General features: G+C 63.3%; 14 protein-coding genes. 2 read left to right on the forward strand and 12 right to left on the reverse strand.

Annotated elements, in window-relative coordinates; genetic code table 11:
- Nucleotides 1-41: 41 nt before the first annotated feature.
- The 8 genes from ACW5XD_RS13300 to ACW5XD_RS13335 all read right to left on the reverse strand — a co-directional run bounded on the left by ACW5XD_RS13300 (nt 42) and on the right by ACW5XD_RS13335 (nt 8,798).
- Nucleotides 42-548, reverse strand: coding sequence for a GNAT family N-acetyltransferase (locus ACW5XD_RS13300; RefSeq protein ID WP_456495296.1), 507 nt, complete (start codon nt 546-548; stop codon nt 42-44).
- The gene (locus ACW5XD_RS13305; RefSeq protein WP_456495297.1) at nt 536-1,342 is read right to left on the reverse strand and encodes a M48 family metallopeptidase; all 807 of its coding nucleotides are present in this window, start codon (nt 1,340-1,342) and stop codon (nt 536-538) included. The genes ACW5XD_RS13300 and ACW5XD_RS13305 overlap by 13 nt, the downstream gene beginning before the upstream one ends.
- A gap of 163 nt (nt 1,343-1,505) precedes the next feature.
- Nucleotides 1,506-2,480: a PstS family phosphate ABC transporter substrate-binding protein gene (locus ACW5XD_RS13310; RefSeq protein WP_456495298.1), complete on the reverse strand. Its 975-nt coding sequence runs from the start codon at nt 2,478-2,480 to the stop codon at nt 1,506-1,508.
- Nucleotides 2,481-2,857: 377 nt separating this feature from the next.
- Nucleotides 2,858-4,153 (reverse strand): phosphate regulon sensor histidine kinase PhoR, encoded by a 1,296-nt coding sequence (gene phoR / locus ACW5XD_RS13315; protein WP_456495299.1) that lies wholly within the window; start codon nt 4,151-4,153, stop codon nt 2,858-2,860.
- Nucleotides 4,154-4,161: 8 nt separating this feature from the next.
- The gene (phoB, locus tag ACW5XD_RS13320; RefSeq protein ID WP_043134568.1) at nt 4,162-4,851 is read right to left on the reverse strand and encodes a phosphate regulon transcriptional regulator PhoB; all 690 of its coding nucleotides are present in this window, start codon (nt 4,849-4,851) and stop codon (nt 4,162-4,164) included.
- Nucleotides 4,852-4,948: 97 nt separating this feature from the next.
- Nucleotides 4,949-5,365, reverse strand: a complete 417-nt coding sequence (locus ACW5XD_RS13325) for a VOC family protein (protein WP_456495300.1) — start codon at nt 5,363-5,365, stop codon at nt 4,949-4,951.
- A 135-nt stretch (nt 5,366-5,500) separates the two neighbouring features.
- Entirely contained in the window at nt 5,501-6,808 is a 1,308-nt protein-coding gene (locus tag ACW5XD_RS13330) for a GGDEF domain-containing protein (RefSeq protein WP_456495301.1), read from the reverse strand.
- A 313-nt stretch (nt 6,809-7,121) separates the two neighbouring features.
- Nucleotides 7,122-8,798: a sigma-54-dependent Fis family transcriptional regulator gene (locus tag ACW5XD_RS13335; RefSeq protein WP_456495302.1), complete on the reverse strand. Its 1,677-nt coding sequence runs from the start codon at nt 8,796-8,798 to the stop codon at nt 7,122-7,124.
- Between the two features lie 247 nt (nt 8,799-9,045).
- Here ACW5XD_RS13335 and exaC point away from each other — a divergent pair, with 247 nt between their 5' ends.
- A complete protein-coding gene (gene exaC, locus ACW5XD_RS13340; protein WP_456495303.1) occupies nt 9,046-10,563 on the forward strand; it encodes an acetaldehyde dehydrogenase ExaC in 1,518 nt (505 codons plus the stop codon).
- Nucleotides 10,564-10,610: 47 nt separating this feature from the next.
- On the opposite strand, the gene ACW5XD_RS13345 is transcribed toward exaC, so the two are convergent.
- Nucleotides 10,611-11,417, reverse strand: coding sequence for an AraC family transcriptional regulator (locus tag ACW5XD_RS13345; protein ID WP_456495304.1), 807 nt, complete (start codon nt 11,415-11,417; stop codon nt 10,611-10,613).
- Nucleotides 11,418-11,520: 103 nt separating this feature from the next.
- On the opposite strand from ACW5XD_RS13345, the gene ACW5XD_RS13350 reads away from it, so the two are divergent.
- Nucleotides 11,521-12,420, forward strand: coding sequence for a DMT family transporter (locus tag ACW5XD_RS13350; RefSeq protein WP_456495305.1), 900 nt, complete (start codon nt 11,521-11,523; stop codon nt 12,418-12,420).
- Between the two features lie 87 nt (nt 12,421-12,507).
- Here the strand turns inward: ACW5XD_RS13350 and ACW5XD_RS13355 are convergent, their stop codons facing one another.
- Genes ACW5XD_RS13355 through maeA form a run of 3 tightly spaced genes read right to left on the reverse strand, consistent with a single transcriptional unit; the run spans nt 12,508 to nt 16,340 of the window.
- A complete protein-coding gene (locus tag ACW5XD_RS13355) occupies nt 12,508-13,200 on the reverse strand; it encodes a response regulator (protein ID WP_005316875.1) in 693 nt (230 codons plus the stop codon).
- 3 nt (nt 13,201-13,203) lie between these two features.
- A complete protein-coding gene (locus ACW5XD_RS13360) occupies nt 13,204-14,772 on the reverse strand; it encodes an ATP-binding protein (protein WP_456495306.1) in 1,569 nt (522 codons plus the stop codon).
- Nucleotides 14,773-14,789: 17 nt separating this feature from the next.
- Complete coding sequence (gene maeA, locus ACW5XD_RS13365; protein ID WP_456495307.1) at nt 14,790-16,340, reverse strand: oxaloacetate-decarboxylating malate dehydrogenase; 1,551 nt, start codon at nt 16,338-16,340, stop codon at nt 14,790-14,792.
- Nucleotides 16,341-16,344 lie beyond the last annotated feature (4 nt).

Genomic DNA, 16,344 nt, shown 5'->3' on the forward strand with positions numbered 1-16,344 from the left:
AAAAAAAATAAAGTGACCGGGGGCGAAAAATGGGAGAGAGATCAAAGCAAACGGAACATTTTCCGTTGCAGGCAAGCCTGGCCAAGGCTCATCAGGGTGCGCTCCTGACCGTCGAAAACGAAGCCGCGCCGCAGGTAAAAACCCTCGCCGATCCGGTTGCCATCGAGCAGCCACAATCTGACGCTGTCGCAGCCGGCGCGACGCATCTGCATGGCCACCGCTTGCCACAGTCGCTTGCCATGACCCTGACGCCAGTGATCGGGATGCAGGTAAAAAGCGCGGATCAGGGCGTTCGGCACGGTACCATCCAGCACGAGTTGCCAGTAGAGCAGACCGATGACCACCTCATCCAGACAGAGCAGCATGGGCCTGGGGCCGGATTCGGCGAGCCGGCTCTGCCAGATCTGCAGGTGTTCAGTCACCGAAAGCTGGGCCAGCATGTCGGTGCCGAGCACGTCGCCGTAAGCGGCGAGCCAGCTGGCTCGCTGCATCACCGTCATGGCAGGGGCGTCATCGGGTCGCGCCATGCGCAGACTTATGCCTTGCATTGGGGCTCCAGACCGGACGCACGAGCCTGCTCATAGAGCGGCACGGCTTCAGCCTGCTGGGCCTGCAGCTCGGCGATCCGGTTCTCGTTGCTGGGATGAGTGGAGAGCAGTTGCGGCTGCGCCTTGCCACCGGCGGCGGCACTCATGTTCTGCCACAGGGGAACGGCTTCGGCGGGATTGAAGCCGGCGCGGGCCATCAAATCCAGACCCAGCCTGTCTGCCTCGCTCTCCTGTTCGCGGCCATAGGGCAGCATGACGCCCACCTCGACCCCGAGCCCCAGCGCCGCCATGGTGGCGCCGCGATATTCGCTGCTGCCCATGGCGATGTCGGCGGCCGCCAGCCCAAGGCCGGTCAGCTGGCTGCGGGAAAGTCGTTCGTTGGAGTGCTGGGCCAGCACGTGGGTCAGCTCATGACCGATGACGGTGGCGAGCTGATCCTGATTCTTGGCGACCTTGAGCAGACCGCTGTAAACCCCGATCTTGCCGCCGGGCAGGGCGAAGGCGTTGACCTGCTTGGAGTCAAACACCACCACTTCCCAGCTGGTGATACCGTACTGGCTCGGCACCTGGGCGGTCACCGCCTTGGCGACGCAGGAGACATAGGCATTCATCCTGGCATCCTTGCTCACCTTCTCCTGCTTCTTCATCTGCTCGAAGGAGTCGGCCCCCAGCTGGCTCATCTGCTGGGGCGAGAACAACAGCATCTGGCTACGACCGGTAGGAGACTGGGCACAGCTGGCCAGCAGGGTGGAACAGAGTGCTGCCAGGCCGAGCTTGAACAGGGGAGATGTCATGGAGGTGTCCTTCACCATAAAGATGCCCTATTTTCGGAAATGCGGGCGTCCGGCGCAAGTCGACAAATCATGCTGTTCGGCGAAAGCGGTCACATGTCGCCAATGTGGATCCACTCAAAAAGAAAACGGGCCCCGCGGGGCCCGTCTGACAAAGGAAACCGGCTTACATGATGCCCAGTTTCTTCAGGTCGGCTTCGACCACCTTGGCCGGTACCGGTACGTAGCCATCTTTGGCGACTATGTTCTGGCCCGCCTTGGAGAGCACCATCTTCAGGAACTCTTGCTCCATCGGGGAGAGCGGCTTGTTCGGATGCTTGTTCACGTAAACGTACAGGAAGCGCGACAGCGGGTACTTGCCGGTGATGGCGTTGTCGGCGGTCGCTTCAATGAAGGTCTTGCCATCCTTGGAGAGCGGTACGGCGCGCACGCCGGAGGTGACATAACCGATACCCGAGTAACCGATGCCGTTCAGGGAGGAAGAAACGGACTGCACCACGGAGGCAGAACCCGGCTGCTCGTTCACGCCGCTCTTGAAGTCACCGTTGCACAGGGCGTGTTCCTTGAAGTAACCGTAGGTGCCGGAGACGGAGTTGCGACCGAACAGCTGCAGGTCCTTGCTGGACCAGTTACCGGTCAGGCCCAGATCGGCCCACTTGGTGGCCGCCTTGGGTTCACCGCACTTGAGAGTGCTGGAGAAGATGGCATCCAGTTGTGACATGGTCAGCCCCTTGATGGGGTTGTCCTTGTTGACGAACACGGCCAGGGCATCGACCGCGACGCGGATGGCGGTGGGCTTGTAGCCGTAGCGCTTCTCGAACGCCTCTTCCTCGCCGGACTTCATGGCGCGACTCATGGGACCAAACTGGGCGACGCCCTCGGTCAGCGCGGTCGGCGCGGTAGAAGAACCGGCGGCCTGGATCTGCACGTTGACGTTGGGGTACATGCGCTTAAATTCTTCGGCCCACAGGGTCATCATGTTGGCCAGGGTGTCAGAGCCGACAGAGGACAGGTTGCCCGAGATACCGCTGGTCGGGGTGTAATCCGGCAGATTCTTGTCCACACCGTATGCCAGGGTGCTGGCAGAAAAGAGGGCAGCAGCGGTAAATCCGATCACACCAGCCAGTTTGTTGAGTTTCATCCAATCTCTCCAAGGTTGCAGAAGGCAGTCCATCAAAACACGGGTTAACTTGGCTCACCGCCGGTCACGCCGAGCGATTCGCTGAGTGTCATTTCATACCCTCTTCCCCCAGTCCAGCGGTGGCAGAAGGCAATCGTCAATCTGGGGCCGAAAGTTGTAGCATCCCGAGTACCGCGATCGGCGGGGCGCGTTTCGTACTCTACCTGTGCCAAGCCGGCAACAGGTCCGTTCTCAAGACCGCGCCAGTATCTGACCTGGCAGTGACAAATTTATGGACTTAATGTGACACTTTAATGACATGGCAAAGCTTTTGAACAAATGAAAAGAGGGCCGCCATCGCAGCCCTCCTTTTACTTCTAATAAATTGTTTAACAAGACTATTTCAGCACCACCATACGGGCCGGAATGAGGAAGCTGAAGCGGCTGCCAAGGCCGACCCGGCTCTCGATGTCGAGCTGGGCGTCGTGGTGACTCAAGGCATGCTTGACGATGGCAAGGCCCAGCCCGGAGCCGCCGGTGTGGCGCGAGCGGGCTCTGTCCACTCGATAGAAACGCTCGGTGAGCCGTGCCAGATGCTCGGGCGGGATCCCCTCCCCCTCATCCTGCACCACAAACAGCGCCATGGCCCCCTGCTTGCGCCACTCCACACTGATCTTGCGCCCCGCCGGGGTGTAGTGAATGGCGTTGTAGACCAGGTTGGAGACGGCGCTGCGCAACTGCTCCCGATCCCCGCGCACAAAGAGGTTGGGCTGCACCTGAAATGCGATCTGATGGGCCCGATCCCCCGACAGCGCCCGCGCTTCCTGCTCCAACAACCCCAGCATGGCGGGCATGTCCACCAGGTGGGAGAGATCCACCGAGGGTGCCGCCTCGATACGGGAGAGGGTGAGCAGCTGATTGACCAGGTTATCCATGCGGATGGTCTGCTCCATCATCACCCTGTGCGCCTTGGCCCACAGAGCGGGAGGCGGCGGCTCTTCGGTCATCTCCAGATACCCCTTGAGCACGGTAAGCGGCGTGCGCAGTTCGTGGGAGACGTTGGAGATGAAGTGCTTGCGGGTCTTCTCCAGGCTGCGCAGCCGGGTGACATCCCGCACCACCAGCATGGCCTGATCTTCGGCATAGGGCATGATGCGAAACTCGAGAAACTTCTCCTCGTTGATGGGCGAGGTCATCTCGAACGGTTCGTCATATTGTCCCTTGCCCAGGTAGGCCCCGAAGGCGGGATTGCGAATGAGGTTGCCGATGTGCTGACCGGCATCTTCCGGCCAGCGAAAACCGAGCAACTGCTCCGCCAGCCGATTGCACCAAAGGATGCTGCCGTCGGTGCGAAATACCACGGCCGCGTCGGGCAGGGCTTCGGCCCCTTCCCGAAAACGGCGAATAAGCCCCGCCAGCTCGCGGCGACGGGCGCGGTGACGCTGCTGCAACTTGTAGATGCCGTTGAAGATGTACTCCCAGCTGCCACTGCCGTTGGGGGGCACCAGACTGCGATCGTGCCACAACCAGTCCGACAGCCGTTTCTGGAAGCGATAGTGCCAGCCCAGGTGCAGCACTGTGGCCACCAACAGGCAAAGAGTGAGGGTGTCCGTCAACCAACCGACCAACACGAAGGGCGCATAGAAAAACGCCATCCGCCACAACTGTCGCCGCCAGGCGTAAGGTTGCAACATAACTTCCTCTACAGACGGGTTGAGAAGCGATAGCCTGCGCCGCGCACCGTCTGAATCAATCGATCGTGACCCGTCTCTTCAATAGCCTTGCGCAAGCGACGAATATGCACATCCACGGTTCTGTCCTCGACGTACACATTGGTACCCCAGACATTGTTGAGCAGCTGCTCACGACTGTAGACCCGTTCGGGGTGGGTCATGAAGAAGTGCAGCAGCTTGAACTCGGTCGGCCCCATATCCAGCGCCTTGTCTTCGGCGCTGACCCGGTGGGAAACCGGATCCAGCTTGAGCCCCTGCACCTCGATCACCTCGTCCACCGAGGTGGGAGAGACGCGGCGCATCACCGCATGCAGGCGGGCGGTGAGCTCCTTGGGCGAGAACGGCTTGGTGATGTAGTCATCGGCCCCCGCCTCCAGACCACGCACCTTGTCCTCTTCCTCACCACGGGCGGTCAGCATCACCACCGGGATCTGGCGGGTCACCTCATCCTGCTTGAGCTGCTTGATGAACTGGATGCCACTGCCACCCGGCATCATCCAGTCCAGCACGATGAGTTCGGGGTAAGGCTCGCGCACCTTCGCCAGTCCATCGGCGTAATCTTCAGCTTCAACCGTCTCATATCCTTTCTGCTCCAGCACGAAGCAGAGCATTTCACGGATCGGTGCTTCGTCCTCGACCACCAGAATTCGCTTAGCCATATCCCTTCTCTCTCCTCTGTGAAGATGGGTGCGCCAATTATTAGAACTTTCTGTGACATTTTTATGACTACAGCGGGCAGCGGGATGATAAACGTTTTCACGAATCCTTGGCAGCAGCCCGCTGCAGCAGGTCCCAGCGATTGCCACTGATGTCCTCGAACACCACCACTGTACCGTAAGGCTCATGCCGCGGTTGTTCACAAAAATGAACACCATGGGCTTGCATGCGCTGGTAATCCCGCCAGAAATCGTCGGTTTCGAGGAACAGAAATACCCGGCCGCCTCCCTGCTGGCCGATGGCGGCCCTCTGCTCTGGCGTAGCCGCACGGGCCAGCAGCAGTGCCGATCCTGGCGCACCGGCTGGTGCCACCCGCACCCAGCGTTTGCCCGATTTGCCAGGCTCGTCGAGGGGCGAGTCTTCCAGCAGCACAAAACCCAGCCCCTGGGTAAAGAAGGTGATGGCTTCGTCATAGTCGGCCACCAGCAGGGCCAGTGCACCTATATGTTGTGACATGCGGTCTCCTCAACAGATAAACAAAAGGGACACTTGGTCCCGACTGGCACGCATCATAACGGCTGGAAGGCCATGCCTCCAGCCGCAATGCCCCGCTCGAAGAACTGGCGCTTCGCCGGTGGCCGGGCCTGCGAGCTACGCCACCTCGACCCGGTTGCGACCCCGTTTTTTGGCCTGATAAAGCGCTTCGTCGGCCCGTTTGAGGGCCTGCTCCAGCGGATCCCCTCGCCGCTCCGCCACCCCGAACGAGGCCGTGATCGGCAGTGCCAGCGGCCAGTGCGGATAGGCCACCAGGGCGGCTCGCAGCCGCTCCGCCAGCGCCTGGGCACGAGCCTGTTCGTAGTGCAGGCAGACCAGCACGAACTCCTCCCCGCCCCAGCGCACCAGTCGGCACAGACTATCGCAGTGACGCAGGACTTCACTCACCATGTGCTTGAGTACCTCGTCCCCCATCGGATGGCCGTGGCCGTCGTTGACCCGCTTGAAGTGATCTATGTCGATGTAGATGAAAGAGAGCGGCATCTCGCCGAGCTCGGCCAGCAGCTTGTTGCCACCGAGCCGGTTGAGGGCGCCGGTCAGGGGATCGTACCTGGCCTCCTCCTCGGTGCGCCGGGTCTGCTCACAGAGACTCTGACTGAGCGCCTCCGCCGCCTGCCGGGCCTCACGGGCCTTGCGCAATCGATCCCGCATCAACAGGTGTTGTATCAGAAACAGCAGCAGGCCGTAGCCCAGCCAGCTCAGCAGCAGGGGACGATAGAAGGATCCCGGCTGCACCCAGCGACCATGGAACTCCATCTGTTCCAGCACCAGCCGGTAGTGGCCAGGCTGCATGCCAATGCCGGAGGCCAGCTCGACGGCATAGACATGGCTCAGGTCCGGTCCCTGCTGTGCCAGCGGTATCATGTACTGTTGCACCCACCAGGTGGCCGGGGTGAACACCTTGAGCGACACATCCTGCACCCGGCCGTAATCATCGGGGCGGAAAATCACCTCGTTGAACTTGTGGGAGGCCGGATCCCCGGCCCTGGAATAGGCGGGGTGATAATTGCGCAGGTAGAGCCGCCAGATTTGGGGTCCCTCCCCCTCGACCCGGAGCCGGATGCGCACCCCGTCAAAGCGGGAAAGATCGATCCCCTGTTCCGGTTTGGTCAGGGTCAGCACCAGCTCGCAGAACGGAAAGGCATACCCGGTACGCAGCTGGCAATCGATGGCAGGTTTCTCCGCCGCATTATTGTGCGCCGAACCACCTCCGGCCGACAGCAGGGTGGTAACCGACTGCCCGCCGTGGACCCCGTCATCCTGCGCAGTGACGGACAGGCGGGCATTGCTCACCATGTCCAGCCGCCGATCGGGCCCGAATTCAAACAGCAGGATCGCCAACAGGCTCAATCCCAGCAATATCCAGAACAGCACATTGGCTAGACGAGAATAGGAAGGGGTCATATACGCTCCGCCCGACTAGGGGCTCTGACTCTATACCCCGTGATCCGACACGCCCGGCTCCCGTGGTTATTACACGCCCCGGCACGGGCGCCATATCCTATTTTTTCAAGCAGACACTGGTGAACAGGCCTGGGCGAAGCCGTACCGATCCGACTGGGAGATACCAATCCGGCAACCCAGAAAGACGCGCGCTTGCCAATCAGATGTGAACACAGGATAAAGCACTCCATACCATCGAAAAATAACGAAAAATCAATAAAAAGGGCCCTGATGGACCCATCTTACACAAGGGAAATGGCGAGCGACAGCACCCTCAGTGCCCCTCGCGCAGCGTCCGGTAGAGGGTGGTGCGGCTGATGCCGAGGTGGCGCGCCGCCTCGCTCACGTTGCCCCCGCAATCCGCCAGGGTTTGCTGCACCCGCAGCCGGTTCTGCTGGCGCAAGGTGTGGGTACTCGCCTCCAACGAGGGCGCTGCCGATACGGCGGGCAGATGCAGGTGCGAGGGCGCAATCCAGCCCTGACCTTCCGCCAGCACGCAGGCCACCTCCAGCGCCTGCTTGAGCTGGCGCACGTTGCCGGGCAGGGGATGAGCCAGCAGCTGCTGCGCTGCTTCATCCGTCAGGCGCAGCGCCGGATCCATCTCCGCCAGCAGCCGCTGGATCAATCCCTGACGCTCGCCCTGTGGCCATGCCCGCAGCGGTGTCAGCTGCTGGCGCCAGCCGCAGATCCGATAATAGAGATCCTCGCGAAACGTCCCTGCCTGCACCATGGCAGCCAGATCCCGGTGGCTGGCGCTGACCAGCCAGAAATCCACCGGCTCAGGTCTGTGGCTGCCGACCGGGATGACGGCGCGCTCCTGCAACACCCGCAGCAACCGGGTCTGGGCCAGCAGCGGCAGCTCGCCAATTTCATCCAGCATCAGGATGCCGCCGTGGGCGGCACGCAGATAACCCTGACTGCCCTGGCTGCGGGCACCACTGAAGGCCCCGCCCACATAGCCAAATAGCTCGGCCTCCACCAGATCCGCCGGCAGGGCACCGCAGTTGACGCACACCAGGGGGTTGTCCTGCCGGCTCGACTGCCCGTGCAACGCGCGCACCAGATGCTCCTTGCCGCTGCCGGTCTCCCCCTCGACAAGCAGTGAGATACCGCGCTCCAGCATCTTGAGCGGCACCTGATGGACGTGCGAGCCGCCGGCATCGGCCGGCAGGCCGGGCTGCGTGGCAACGGGATTGGCCTCCGGCACCAGTCGCAATCCGCGCCGATCCCGCAGCAGCTGCTTGCCGTCGAAGGGGTGCTGGCCGAGCCAGAGCCGTCCGGCCCGGTTGGCGCCGAGCAGCTCGCCCCCCTCTCCCAGCAGCAGGCGGGCAGACCAGAGACTCTGGGGCTCGAGATCCACCAGCCAGCCCGGCTGGCGCGCCAGCAGCGCGTTTTCGAGCGTCATGGCCAGCAGCCGCACTGTGCCCAGCATGTCGCCATCGTGGTGGGCCGCATCGGTGGAGATGTCGAGTACCCCGAGCAATTGCCCGTCCGGCCCGAGCAGAGGGCAGGCGCTGCAACTGAGAAAGCTGTGCTGGGCGAAGAAGTGCTGGGCCCCCAGCACCTGTACCTCGCTCTGCTCGGCGAGCGCAGTACCGATGGCGTTGGTGCCCTTGCTCGCCTCCCCCCAGCGGGCGCCGCTGCGCAAAAAGATGCGCTCGGCATGGCGGGCGAAGCCGTCATCGCCACTGGCGGCCAATATGGCCCCCTCGCCGTCACACAGCAGCAGGCGACAGGGTCTGCCCGCCAGCAACTGGCCAAACAGCGGCAACACGAAGCGCTGGAAGCTGGTGATAAGTGCCCTGTGCGCCTCCTGGCGGGCCGACAGCTCCCCCTGAGGCAGCAGATCCAGCTCGGCGCTCTGCTGGCGGAGCAGACCCTGATGCAGGCAGCGCTGCCAGGAACGCTGGATCGGACTGGGGCCGGGACTGGATTGAAGTTGCTCGCTCATCACGCCTCCTGTTCACAAACGGCACGACTGTCACGGCAACTGTCCAGAAACGGCACAGTGTCATCGCTACAGCCGGGGTCATTGGTTAATCAAGATACGCTGCCACACCTCATTTGATAACGTTTTTGTAACTTTTTGCCCGCTGGTCAGACCCTTTGGCATGGCCCTTGCGATGACTCAGGCGTACCAGCCCGGCCAGCCAGCGTGTGCAGCCGGGTAGGACCTTCACACACACAAGGATGATGAGATGATTTATACCGCTCCCGGTCAGGCAGGCGCCCTGGTCAACTTCAAATCCCGTTACGACAACTTCATCGGTGGTGAGTGGGTGGCCCCCCGCGCCGGCCGCTATTTCGAAAACATCTCGCCGGTGGATGGCAAGGTGTTCTGCGAAGTGGCCCGATCCGACGCCGCCGACATCGAGCTGGCACTGGATGCCGCCCACAAGGCGTTTGCCAGCTGGAGCAAGACCAGCGTCACCGAGCGCAGCAACCTGCTGCTGCGCATCGCCGATCGCATCGAACAGAACATCGAGGTGCTCGCCGTCGCCGAGACCTGGGAGAACGGCAAGGCGGTACGCGAGACCCTGGCCGCCGACCTGCCGCTGGTGGTGGATCACTTCCGCTACTTCGCCGGCTGCATCCGCGCCCAGGAGGGCTCGGCCGCCGAGCTGGATCAGCACACCGTCAGCTACCACTTCAAGGAGCCCATCGGTGTGGTCGGCCAGATCATCCCCTGGAACTTTCCGCTGCTGATGGCGGCCTGGAAGCTGGCCCCCGTGCTGGCGGCCGGCTGCTGCAGCGTGCTCAAGCCCGCCGAGCAGACCCCGGTCACCATCATGCTGATGATGGATCTCATCAAGGACATACTGCCCCCCGGCGTGGTCAACGTAGTCAACGGCTTCGGCGCCGAGGCGGGCCAGGCCTTGGCCACCAGCGATCGGATCCAGAAGCTGGCGTTTACCGGTTCAACTGAAGTCGGCGCCCATATCCTGCGCTGCGCCGCCGACAAGCTGATCCCCTCCACCGTCGAGCTCGGCGGCAAGTCCCCCAACATCTATTTTGCCGATGTGATGCAGCACGAGAGCAGCTACATCGACAAGGCGGTGGAAGGCATGCTGATGACCTTCTTCAACCAGGGCGAGGTGTGCACCTGCCCCTCCCGCGCCCTGGTGCAGGCCAGCATCTATGACGACTTCATGGACAAGGTGCTGGCCCGCGCCCGCACCATAGTGCAAGGCAACCCCCTCGATACCACTACCCAGGTGGGGGCACAGGCATCCCGCGAGCAGTTCGACAAGATCCTGAGCTACATGGAGATCGGCCGCGGCGAAGGAGCCAAGATGCTGATCGGCGGCGGCCCGGCCAAGGTGAACGGACTGGAGGGGGGCTTCTACATCCAGCCCACCATCTTCTCCGGCCAGAACAAGATGCGGGTGTTTCAGGAGGAGATCTTCGGGCCGGCGCTCGGGGTCACCACCTTCAAGGACGAGGCGGATGCACTGGCCATTGCCAACGACACCCAGTATGGCCTGGGGGCGGGCCTGTGGACCCGCGACAGCAACCTGGCCTGGCGCATGGGGCGCGGCATCCAGGCAGGCCGGGTCTGGGTCAACTGCTACCACGCCTACCCGGCCCACGCGGCGTTTGGCGGCTACAAGAAGTCGGGGATCGGGCGCGAGACCCACAAGATGATGCTGGACCACTACCAGAACACCAAAAACCTGCTGGTGAGCCACGACATCAATCCGCTCGGCTTCTTCTAAGCCCATCCTGTCATCAACAAGGGCGCCTGAGGGCGCCCTTGTCGTTGCTAGAGCAGTGCCTGCGCGCTGCCGATGCCCAGCTGCTGGCGATAGCGCTGGGGCGAGCAGCCCAGTTCCCGGTTGAACATGGCGATGAAGGCCGAGGTGGAGCCGTAACCGAGCCGCCAGCCAATCTCCTGCACCGGCAATTCCCCCTTGAGCCAGGCCAGCGCCTTGATCAGCTTGAGCCGGGCCCGCCACTGGCCGAAGTTCATGCCCAGTTCGCGCACGCAGCGCCGGGCCAGGGTGCGCTCCGTGCTGTGCAGTTGCTCGGCCCACTGGGCCAGGGTGCGCGGATCGGCGGGATCGCTGTGCAGCGCCGCCAGCATGGGGGCCAGCAGCTTGTCCTGGCTCATGGGCAGGTAGCTGTCCTGGCAGCGAGTGCGAGTCAGCTTCTCCACCAGCAGCTCGGCCTGGCGCACATCCCACTCATCCTGCATGTGGCCCAGCTTGCGCTCGCAAAAATCCGCCAGCATGGCCCGGATCAGTGGCGTCATCTCCAGCAGACGCGGCTCCGCCGGCAATCTGGCCGCCAGGGCGTGATTGACATAGATGGAGGTGTAATCGAGGGCCTGCTGGTTGTAGGAGGCGTGCTCCAGATCCGCCGGCACCCAGATGAGGTAGTCGGCGGGGGCCACCAGCCGGTGATCGTCCAGCACGATTTCCATCACCCCCAAGCTTATCAGGCTAAGCTGGCCCCAGGGGTGGCTGTGGGGCGCGCAGGCGCTCTCGGCCTGGATCTGCTGATAGCGCAGATAGAGGGGGTTGGGCTCGGGCAGATGCAGATCCGTCGGATGGTAGTGACGTATGGCCATGGCGGGCGGATTGTCCTTTGCGCGGGATGGATTGTCAGTTTTACGTTACTTGATAACAGAAAGACAAGGGTAGACTGGCTATCTCGATAATAAGGAGCCTTTAATGCGACTCTTCTTCCCGCTGATGTTCCCACTGATGGCCGTACTGATCTGGGCCACCAATACAGTGGTGTCCAAGGCCGCCGCCGATGTGCTGGATCCTGCCGCCATCTCTTTTTACCGCTGGGTGATCGCCGCTCTGGCGCTGACCCCCTTTTGCCTGCCGCAGCTGTGGCGCCGCCGTAGCGAAATCCGCCCCTGGTTCGGCAAGCTACTGGTGCTGGCGGCCCTTGGCATGGTGCTCTACCAGTGCCTCGCCTATTACGCCGCCCACACCACCTCGGCCACCAACATGGGGGTCATAGGTTCGCTCATCCCGCTGCTGACCCTGCTGCAGAGCGCCCTCTTCTTCGGCCAGCGCCCCGGCAAGCAGGCGCTGCTCGGCATGAGCATCTCCCTGTTCGGGGTGTTCTGGCTGCTGAGCCAGGGCCAGCCGCTGGCCCTGCTGCACGACGGCATCAACCCGGGGGACGGGCTCATGCTGCTCGGCTCCGCCAGCTACGCCCTCTATGGCCTGCTGATCCGCCGCTGGCAATTGCCGTTTGGCCCCTGGCTCAACCTCTACATGCAGATACTGCTGGCTGTGCTGCTGCTGATCCCGGTCGCCCTCAGCGCAGACTCCCTGGCAGTGCCCGCCGAGGGCTGGAGTCTGGTGCTGTTTGCCGGCCTAGCTTCCTCCCTGCTGGCCGCCTACTGCTGGATGCGCGGCCTCGCCTGCATGGGGGCGGAGCGCACCTCTGTCTTCATGAACCTGATGCCGCTGTGCACCGCGCTCATTGCCGTCATCACTCTGGGGGAGCCCATTCACGGCTATCACCTGCTCGGCGGCGGCCTGATCCTGACCGGCGTCATGCTCTCCCAGTTCAAACCCAGGGTGCGCCCCGCCCTCGCCGGAGAGACATAAACCGGCACTGTAACGTGTGTGCAACACAAAACAAAAGGGAGCCCAGGCTCCCTTCTTGCATTGCATCTTCGCGCAAAAAACGCCGGCTCAGTTGCCCCGGCGCCAGTGGTAGCGCCGCTCGGGCCGGCCACGCTGACCATAGTTGAGATCCACGTCGACCCTGTCTTCGGACTCCAGATACTCCAGGTAGCGGCGCGCCGTGGTGCGGCTCAAGGAGAGGCGCAGCGCCACCGTATCGGTGGAAAACGCGGTATCCGGCTCGCCCGCCAGCAGCTCCAGCACCTGGCGCAAGGTAATGGCGTCGATCCCCTTTGGGGTATCGCGCACCTCCCTGGCCTGGGGGCGCCCCTTGCCCATCAGCCGATCCAGATCGCTCTGCTCCAGGGATCCGCGCTCGCAGATGCGCCTGTGCAGGGTGAGGATCTCGTCCAGACTCTGCTGGATGCGAAACAGCCGCAGCGGCTTGATGATGTAATCCTGCACCCCCAGGTTGAGGGCCTGCTGTATGGTCTCAACGTCGCAGGAGGCGGTCACCATGATGACGTAAGCCTCGCGGTTGTGGCTGCGCAGCCGGTTCACCCACTCCAGGCCGGAGCCGTCAGGCAATGAGATGTCCACCAGCAGCAGCTGTGGCTCGGTCGCACGCATCATGAGATCGGCCTGGGTCAGACTCTCGGCCCGACCCAGCAGGGAAAATCCGGGGGTGGAGGAGACCAGCTCGGCCAGAATGGATCCAATCCGTTCGTCATCCTCGATCACCAGAGTGAAAATGGGCTCCATAGATCACACCAATTGGTTTTTATTCAAGTAGATACCGAACAGGGTTGTCTGTTCGGCGGTGCGGCGCCATTCTATCACACCCCCTCGCCTGGCCACCGTCTCCTTGACCAGGAAGAGGCCGACCCCGTGATCGCCGGTCTGGCGGCTGATGCCGTAATCAAACAGATGATCCGCCAGCGCCTCGTCTACCCCCTCGCCGCTGTCCTCCACTTCGATCACCAGCCGGCGGCCGAAATCATTGAGAGAAATCAGCACCCGCGGCGGACACAGCTTGCGCCGGGCCCAGGCGGCGCGGATGCCGTTGTCCAGCAGGTTGCCGATGAGGGTAATGAGATCCGCCGACACGGCCGCCGGATACTCCGCCAGTGCCGAGTCGGGATCCAGCACCAGCTCCACCCCCAGCTCCCGCGCCCGGCTGAACTTGCCGAGGATGAGCCCAGCCACCGGTTTGTCCTCGATGGCCCGCAGCAGACCCTGCAGCATGGTCTGGCAAGCCTCGCTCTCCTGCTGGATGAGCTCCACCGCCTGATCCACGTGGCCCAGCTGCAGCAGGCCGGAGAGGCTGCTCAGCTTGTTGGCGAACTCGTGGGTCTGCATCCGCAGCATCTCGGCATACTGGCGCAGGTGGGTCACCTGCATGCCGAGGCTGCCGGTCACCTCGGGGCGACTGAAGATGAGCAGGCGCCCTGGCACCTTGCCCTCCACCGCCTGCCAGCGCCCCACGAACGACTCCCCGTGCACCGTGAAGCCGAGTTCGGTCTCAAGCTGGGTCAGGGCCGGAGCCAGCGGCGGCGACAGCTCGGCCAGCGACTGACCCAGCAGGGAGTGCCGCCCTGTGCCAGGCAGACGCAGCTGATAACAGGCAGCGCTGTTGAGCATGCGAATGTTGCCCCCGCTGTCGATGGCGATCACCCCCTCGGAGATGTGCTCAAGCACCAGCTCCTGCAGCACGAAGCGGTTGACGATGGCCTCGGGCTCCAGATCCAGCAAGGTGCGGCGCAGCAGGTGTTGCAGCCAGAGCGCCAGCAGCAGGCCGCAGCCAAACACGGCGCCGATGGCGCTGATGAGCAGGGTGATCCGCTCCAGATAGATGCTCTCCACCTTCTGCATCAGGTAGCCCACCACTACGGCGCCTATCGCGCTCCCGTCCGCACCTATCACGGGGGAGAAGCAGCGGATGGCCGGTCCTAGCGTACCCACATCCTTGGAACAATAGCTGCCCCGCTCGTTGAGGGCCGGCCAGATATCCTCGCCACGGAATTTCTGCCCCACCAGCTCGGGTTTGGGATGACTGAGGCGACGACCATGTTCGTCGGTCACCACCATGTAGGCGGCATCAGTGCGGCTGCAGATCCCCTGTACATAGTCGCGCAGGCCGGGATCGCTGCCCAGCTGCAGGGCCTGTACCACCCGGTTGTCCGCCGCCAGCACTCGCGCCAGATCGCTCCCCTTCTCCTCCAGGTTGCTCTCCAGCAGATGGCGGATAAAGAGGGCGAGCAGACTGCCCAGGATCAGGATCAGCAGCAGTGAGAGTCCGAGGGACAGAGTAACCAGTTGGTGGCGCAGTTTCATCGATTAGCCTTGCAACATCAGGACGCGGACCAATAGTGCGGGCGCCACCAGGTCTGGTCAATCAGTGGCGCAGGATCACCGCTAAAATCGGCCAGGCCCTCCTCGCGGGCGGTAAGGGCCACCGCCCTGGCGACCGCGCGGGCCACTTCCCCTACCTGCTCTATGGGGGGCAGCAAGCGCCCCTCGGCCAGCGGATAGGCGCCCACCGCACGCACCGCCGCCTGCAGCATGCCGTCGCTGATGCGACGTGCCTTGACCGCGCAGGCCCCGAGGCCAATGCCCGGGAACACATAGACGTTGTTGCACTGGGAGACCACTCGCGCCTCCCCCGCCACCGTGACAGGGGCAAAGGGGCTGCCGGTGGCGAGCAGGGCGCGTCCTCCGGTCGCCTGCCACACCTGTTCCGGCGTCGCTTCGGCGCTGCGGGTCGGGTTGGAGAGCGGCAGGATAACCGGCCGCTCGCAGACGGCGCCCATGGCTGTCAGCACGGCCTCATCAAACAGGCCACCCTGTCCACTCACCCCGATCAGCACGCCGGGACGCAGCAGCTCAATGAGCGCAGGCAGCTCGGTGCAGGCCTCTTGTGGCGGGCGGGCAAACGGCTGCTGGGATGGCGTCAGGTTGGCGCGATCCAGGCAGACCAGCCCGTCCTGATCAAACAGCTGCACCCGCTCCGGGCCGCCCGCCAGCCGGGCCAGCATGGCGGCGATGCCGCAACCCGCCGAGCCGGCGCCGACAATCAGCACAGGGGTGTCGGCCAGCCGACTGCCCGCCTGTTGCAGGCCCGCCAGCACGCAGGCCGAGGCGACCGCCGCCGTACCCTGAATGTCGTCGTTGAACATGCACAGCTCGTCTCTATAGCGGGCCAAGAGGTTGGCGGCATGTTTGCCGGCGAAATCTTCAAACTGCAGCACCACCTGGGGCCAGCGTGTGCGAATGGCCGCCACCACCCGATCCATGAAGTGGTAATAGGATTCGCCATCCACCCGGTTGGCCTGCCAGCCGAGGTAGGAGTCATCCTCCAGCAGCTCGGGATTGTTGGTGCCCACATCCACGCACAGCGGCAGGGTGCGCGCCGGGTCTATGCCGCCGGCGGCCGAGTAGAGCGCCAGCTTGCCGATGCAGATCCCCATGCCACCGATGCCGAGATCGCCGAGCCCCAGCACCCGCTCGCCATCGGAAATGACAATGACATCTACCTCCTGCTCCACCGCGGCGAAGATGGCGTCCAGATCGTCCCTGTCATGCCAGGAGAGGTAGAGACCGTGGCTGCGCAGATAGAGGTCGCTGTGGCGCTGACACGCATCCCCCACTACCGGGGTGTAGATAATGGGCAGCAGCTCCGGCAGGTGGTGGCGCACCAGATCGTAGAACAGCACCGGGTTGTCTTCTTGCAGCTGGCGCAGCAGCAGATGCTGATCGAACGGGCTCTGCATGGCGCAGACCAGGCGATAGATGCGGCGCCGTTGCTGGGCCAGGGACTCCTCCTTGTGAGGCATGCGCCCCATCAATCCCTGTCGCTTGCGTTCGGCATAGGGCAGGCTGGTACCCATCATGATGTCGTTCATTGTT

The organism is Aeromonas enterica (assembly GCF_054052465.1).

Excerpts from the sequence above, each read along its gene's own strand:
- ACW5XD_RS13300 (WP_456495296.1), bottom strand. The coding sequence starts at position 548 with ATGCAAGGCATAAGTCTGCGCATGGCGCGACCCGATGACGCCCCTGCC.
- ACW5XD_RS13305 (WP_456495297.1), bottom strand. The coding sequence starts at position 1,342 with ATGACATCTCCCCTGTTCAAGCTCGGCCTGGCAGCACTCTGTTCCACC.
- ACW5XD_RS13310 (WP_456495298.1), bottom strand. The coding sequence starts at position 2,480 with ATGAAACTCAACAAACTGGCTGGTGTGATCGGATTTACCGCTGCTGCC.
- phoR (WP_456495299.1), bottom strand. The coding sequence starts at position 4,153 with ATGTTGCAACCTTACGCCTGGCGGCGACAGTTGTGGCGGATGGCGTTT.
- phoB (WP_043134568.1), bottom strand. The coding sequence starts at position 4,851 with ATGGCTAAGCGAATTCTGGTGGTCGAGGACGAAGCACCGATCCGTGAA.
- ACW5XD_RS13325 (WP_456495300.1), bottom strand. The coding sequence starts at position 5,365 with ATGTCACAACATATAGGTGCACTGGCCCTGCTGGTGGCCGACTATGAC.
- ACW5XD_RS13330 (WP_456495301.1), bottom strand. The coding sequence starts at position 6,808 with ATGACCCCTTCCTATTCTCGTCTAGCCAATGTGCTGTTCTGGATATTG.
- ACW5XD_RS13335 (WP_456495302.1), bottom strand. The coding sequence starts at position 8,798 with ATGAGCGAGCAACTTCAATCCAGTCCCGGCCCCAGTCCGATCCAGCGT.
- exaC (WP_456495303.1), top strand. The coding sequence starts at position 9,046 with ATGATTTATACCGCTCCCGGTCAGGCAGGCGCCCTGGTCAACTTCAAA.
- ACW5XD_RS13345 (WP_456495304.1), bottom strand. The coding sequence starts at position 11,417 with ATGGCCATACGTCACTACCATCCGACGGATCTGCATCTGCCCGAGCCC.
- ACW5XD_RS13350 (WP_456495305.1), top strand. The coding sequence starts at position 11,521 with ATGCGACTCTTCTTCCCGCTGATGTTCCCACTGATGGCCGTACTGATC.
- ACW5XD_RS13355 (WP_005316875.1), bottom strand. The coding sequence starts at position 13,200 with ATGGAGCCCATTTTCACTCTGGTGATCGAGGATGACGAACGGATTGGA.
- ACW5XD_RS13360 (WP_456495306.1), bottom strand. The coding sequence starts at position 14,772 with ATGAAACTGCGCCACCAACTGGTTACTCTGTCCCTCGGACTCTCACTG.
- maeA (WP_456495307.1), bottom strand. The coding sequence starts at position 16,340 with ATGAACGACATCATGATGGGTACCAGCCTGCCCTATGCCGAACGCAAG.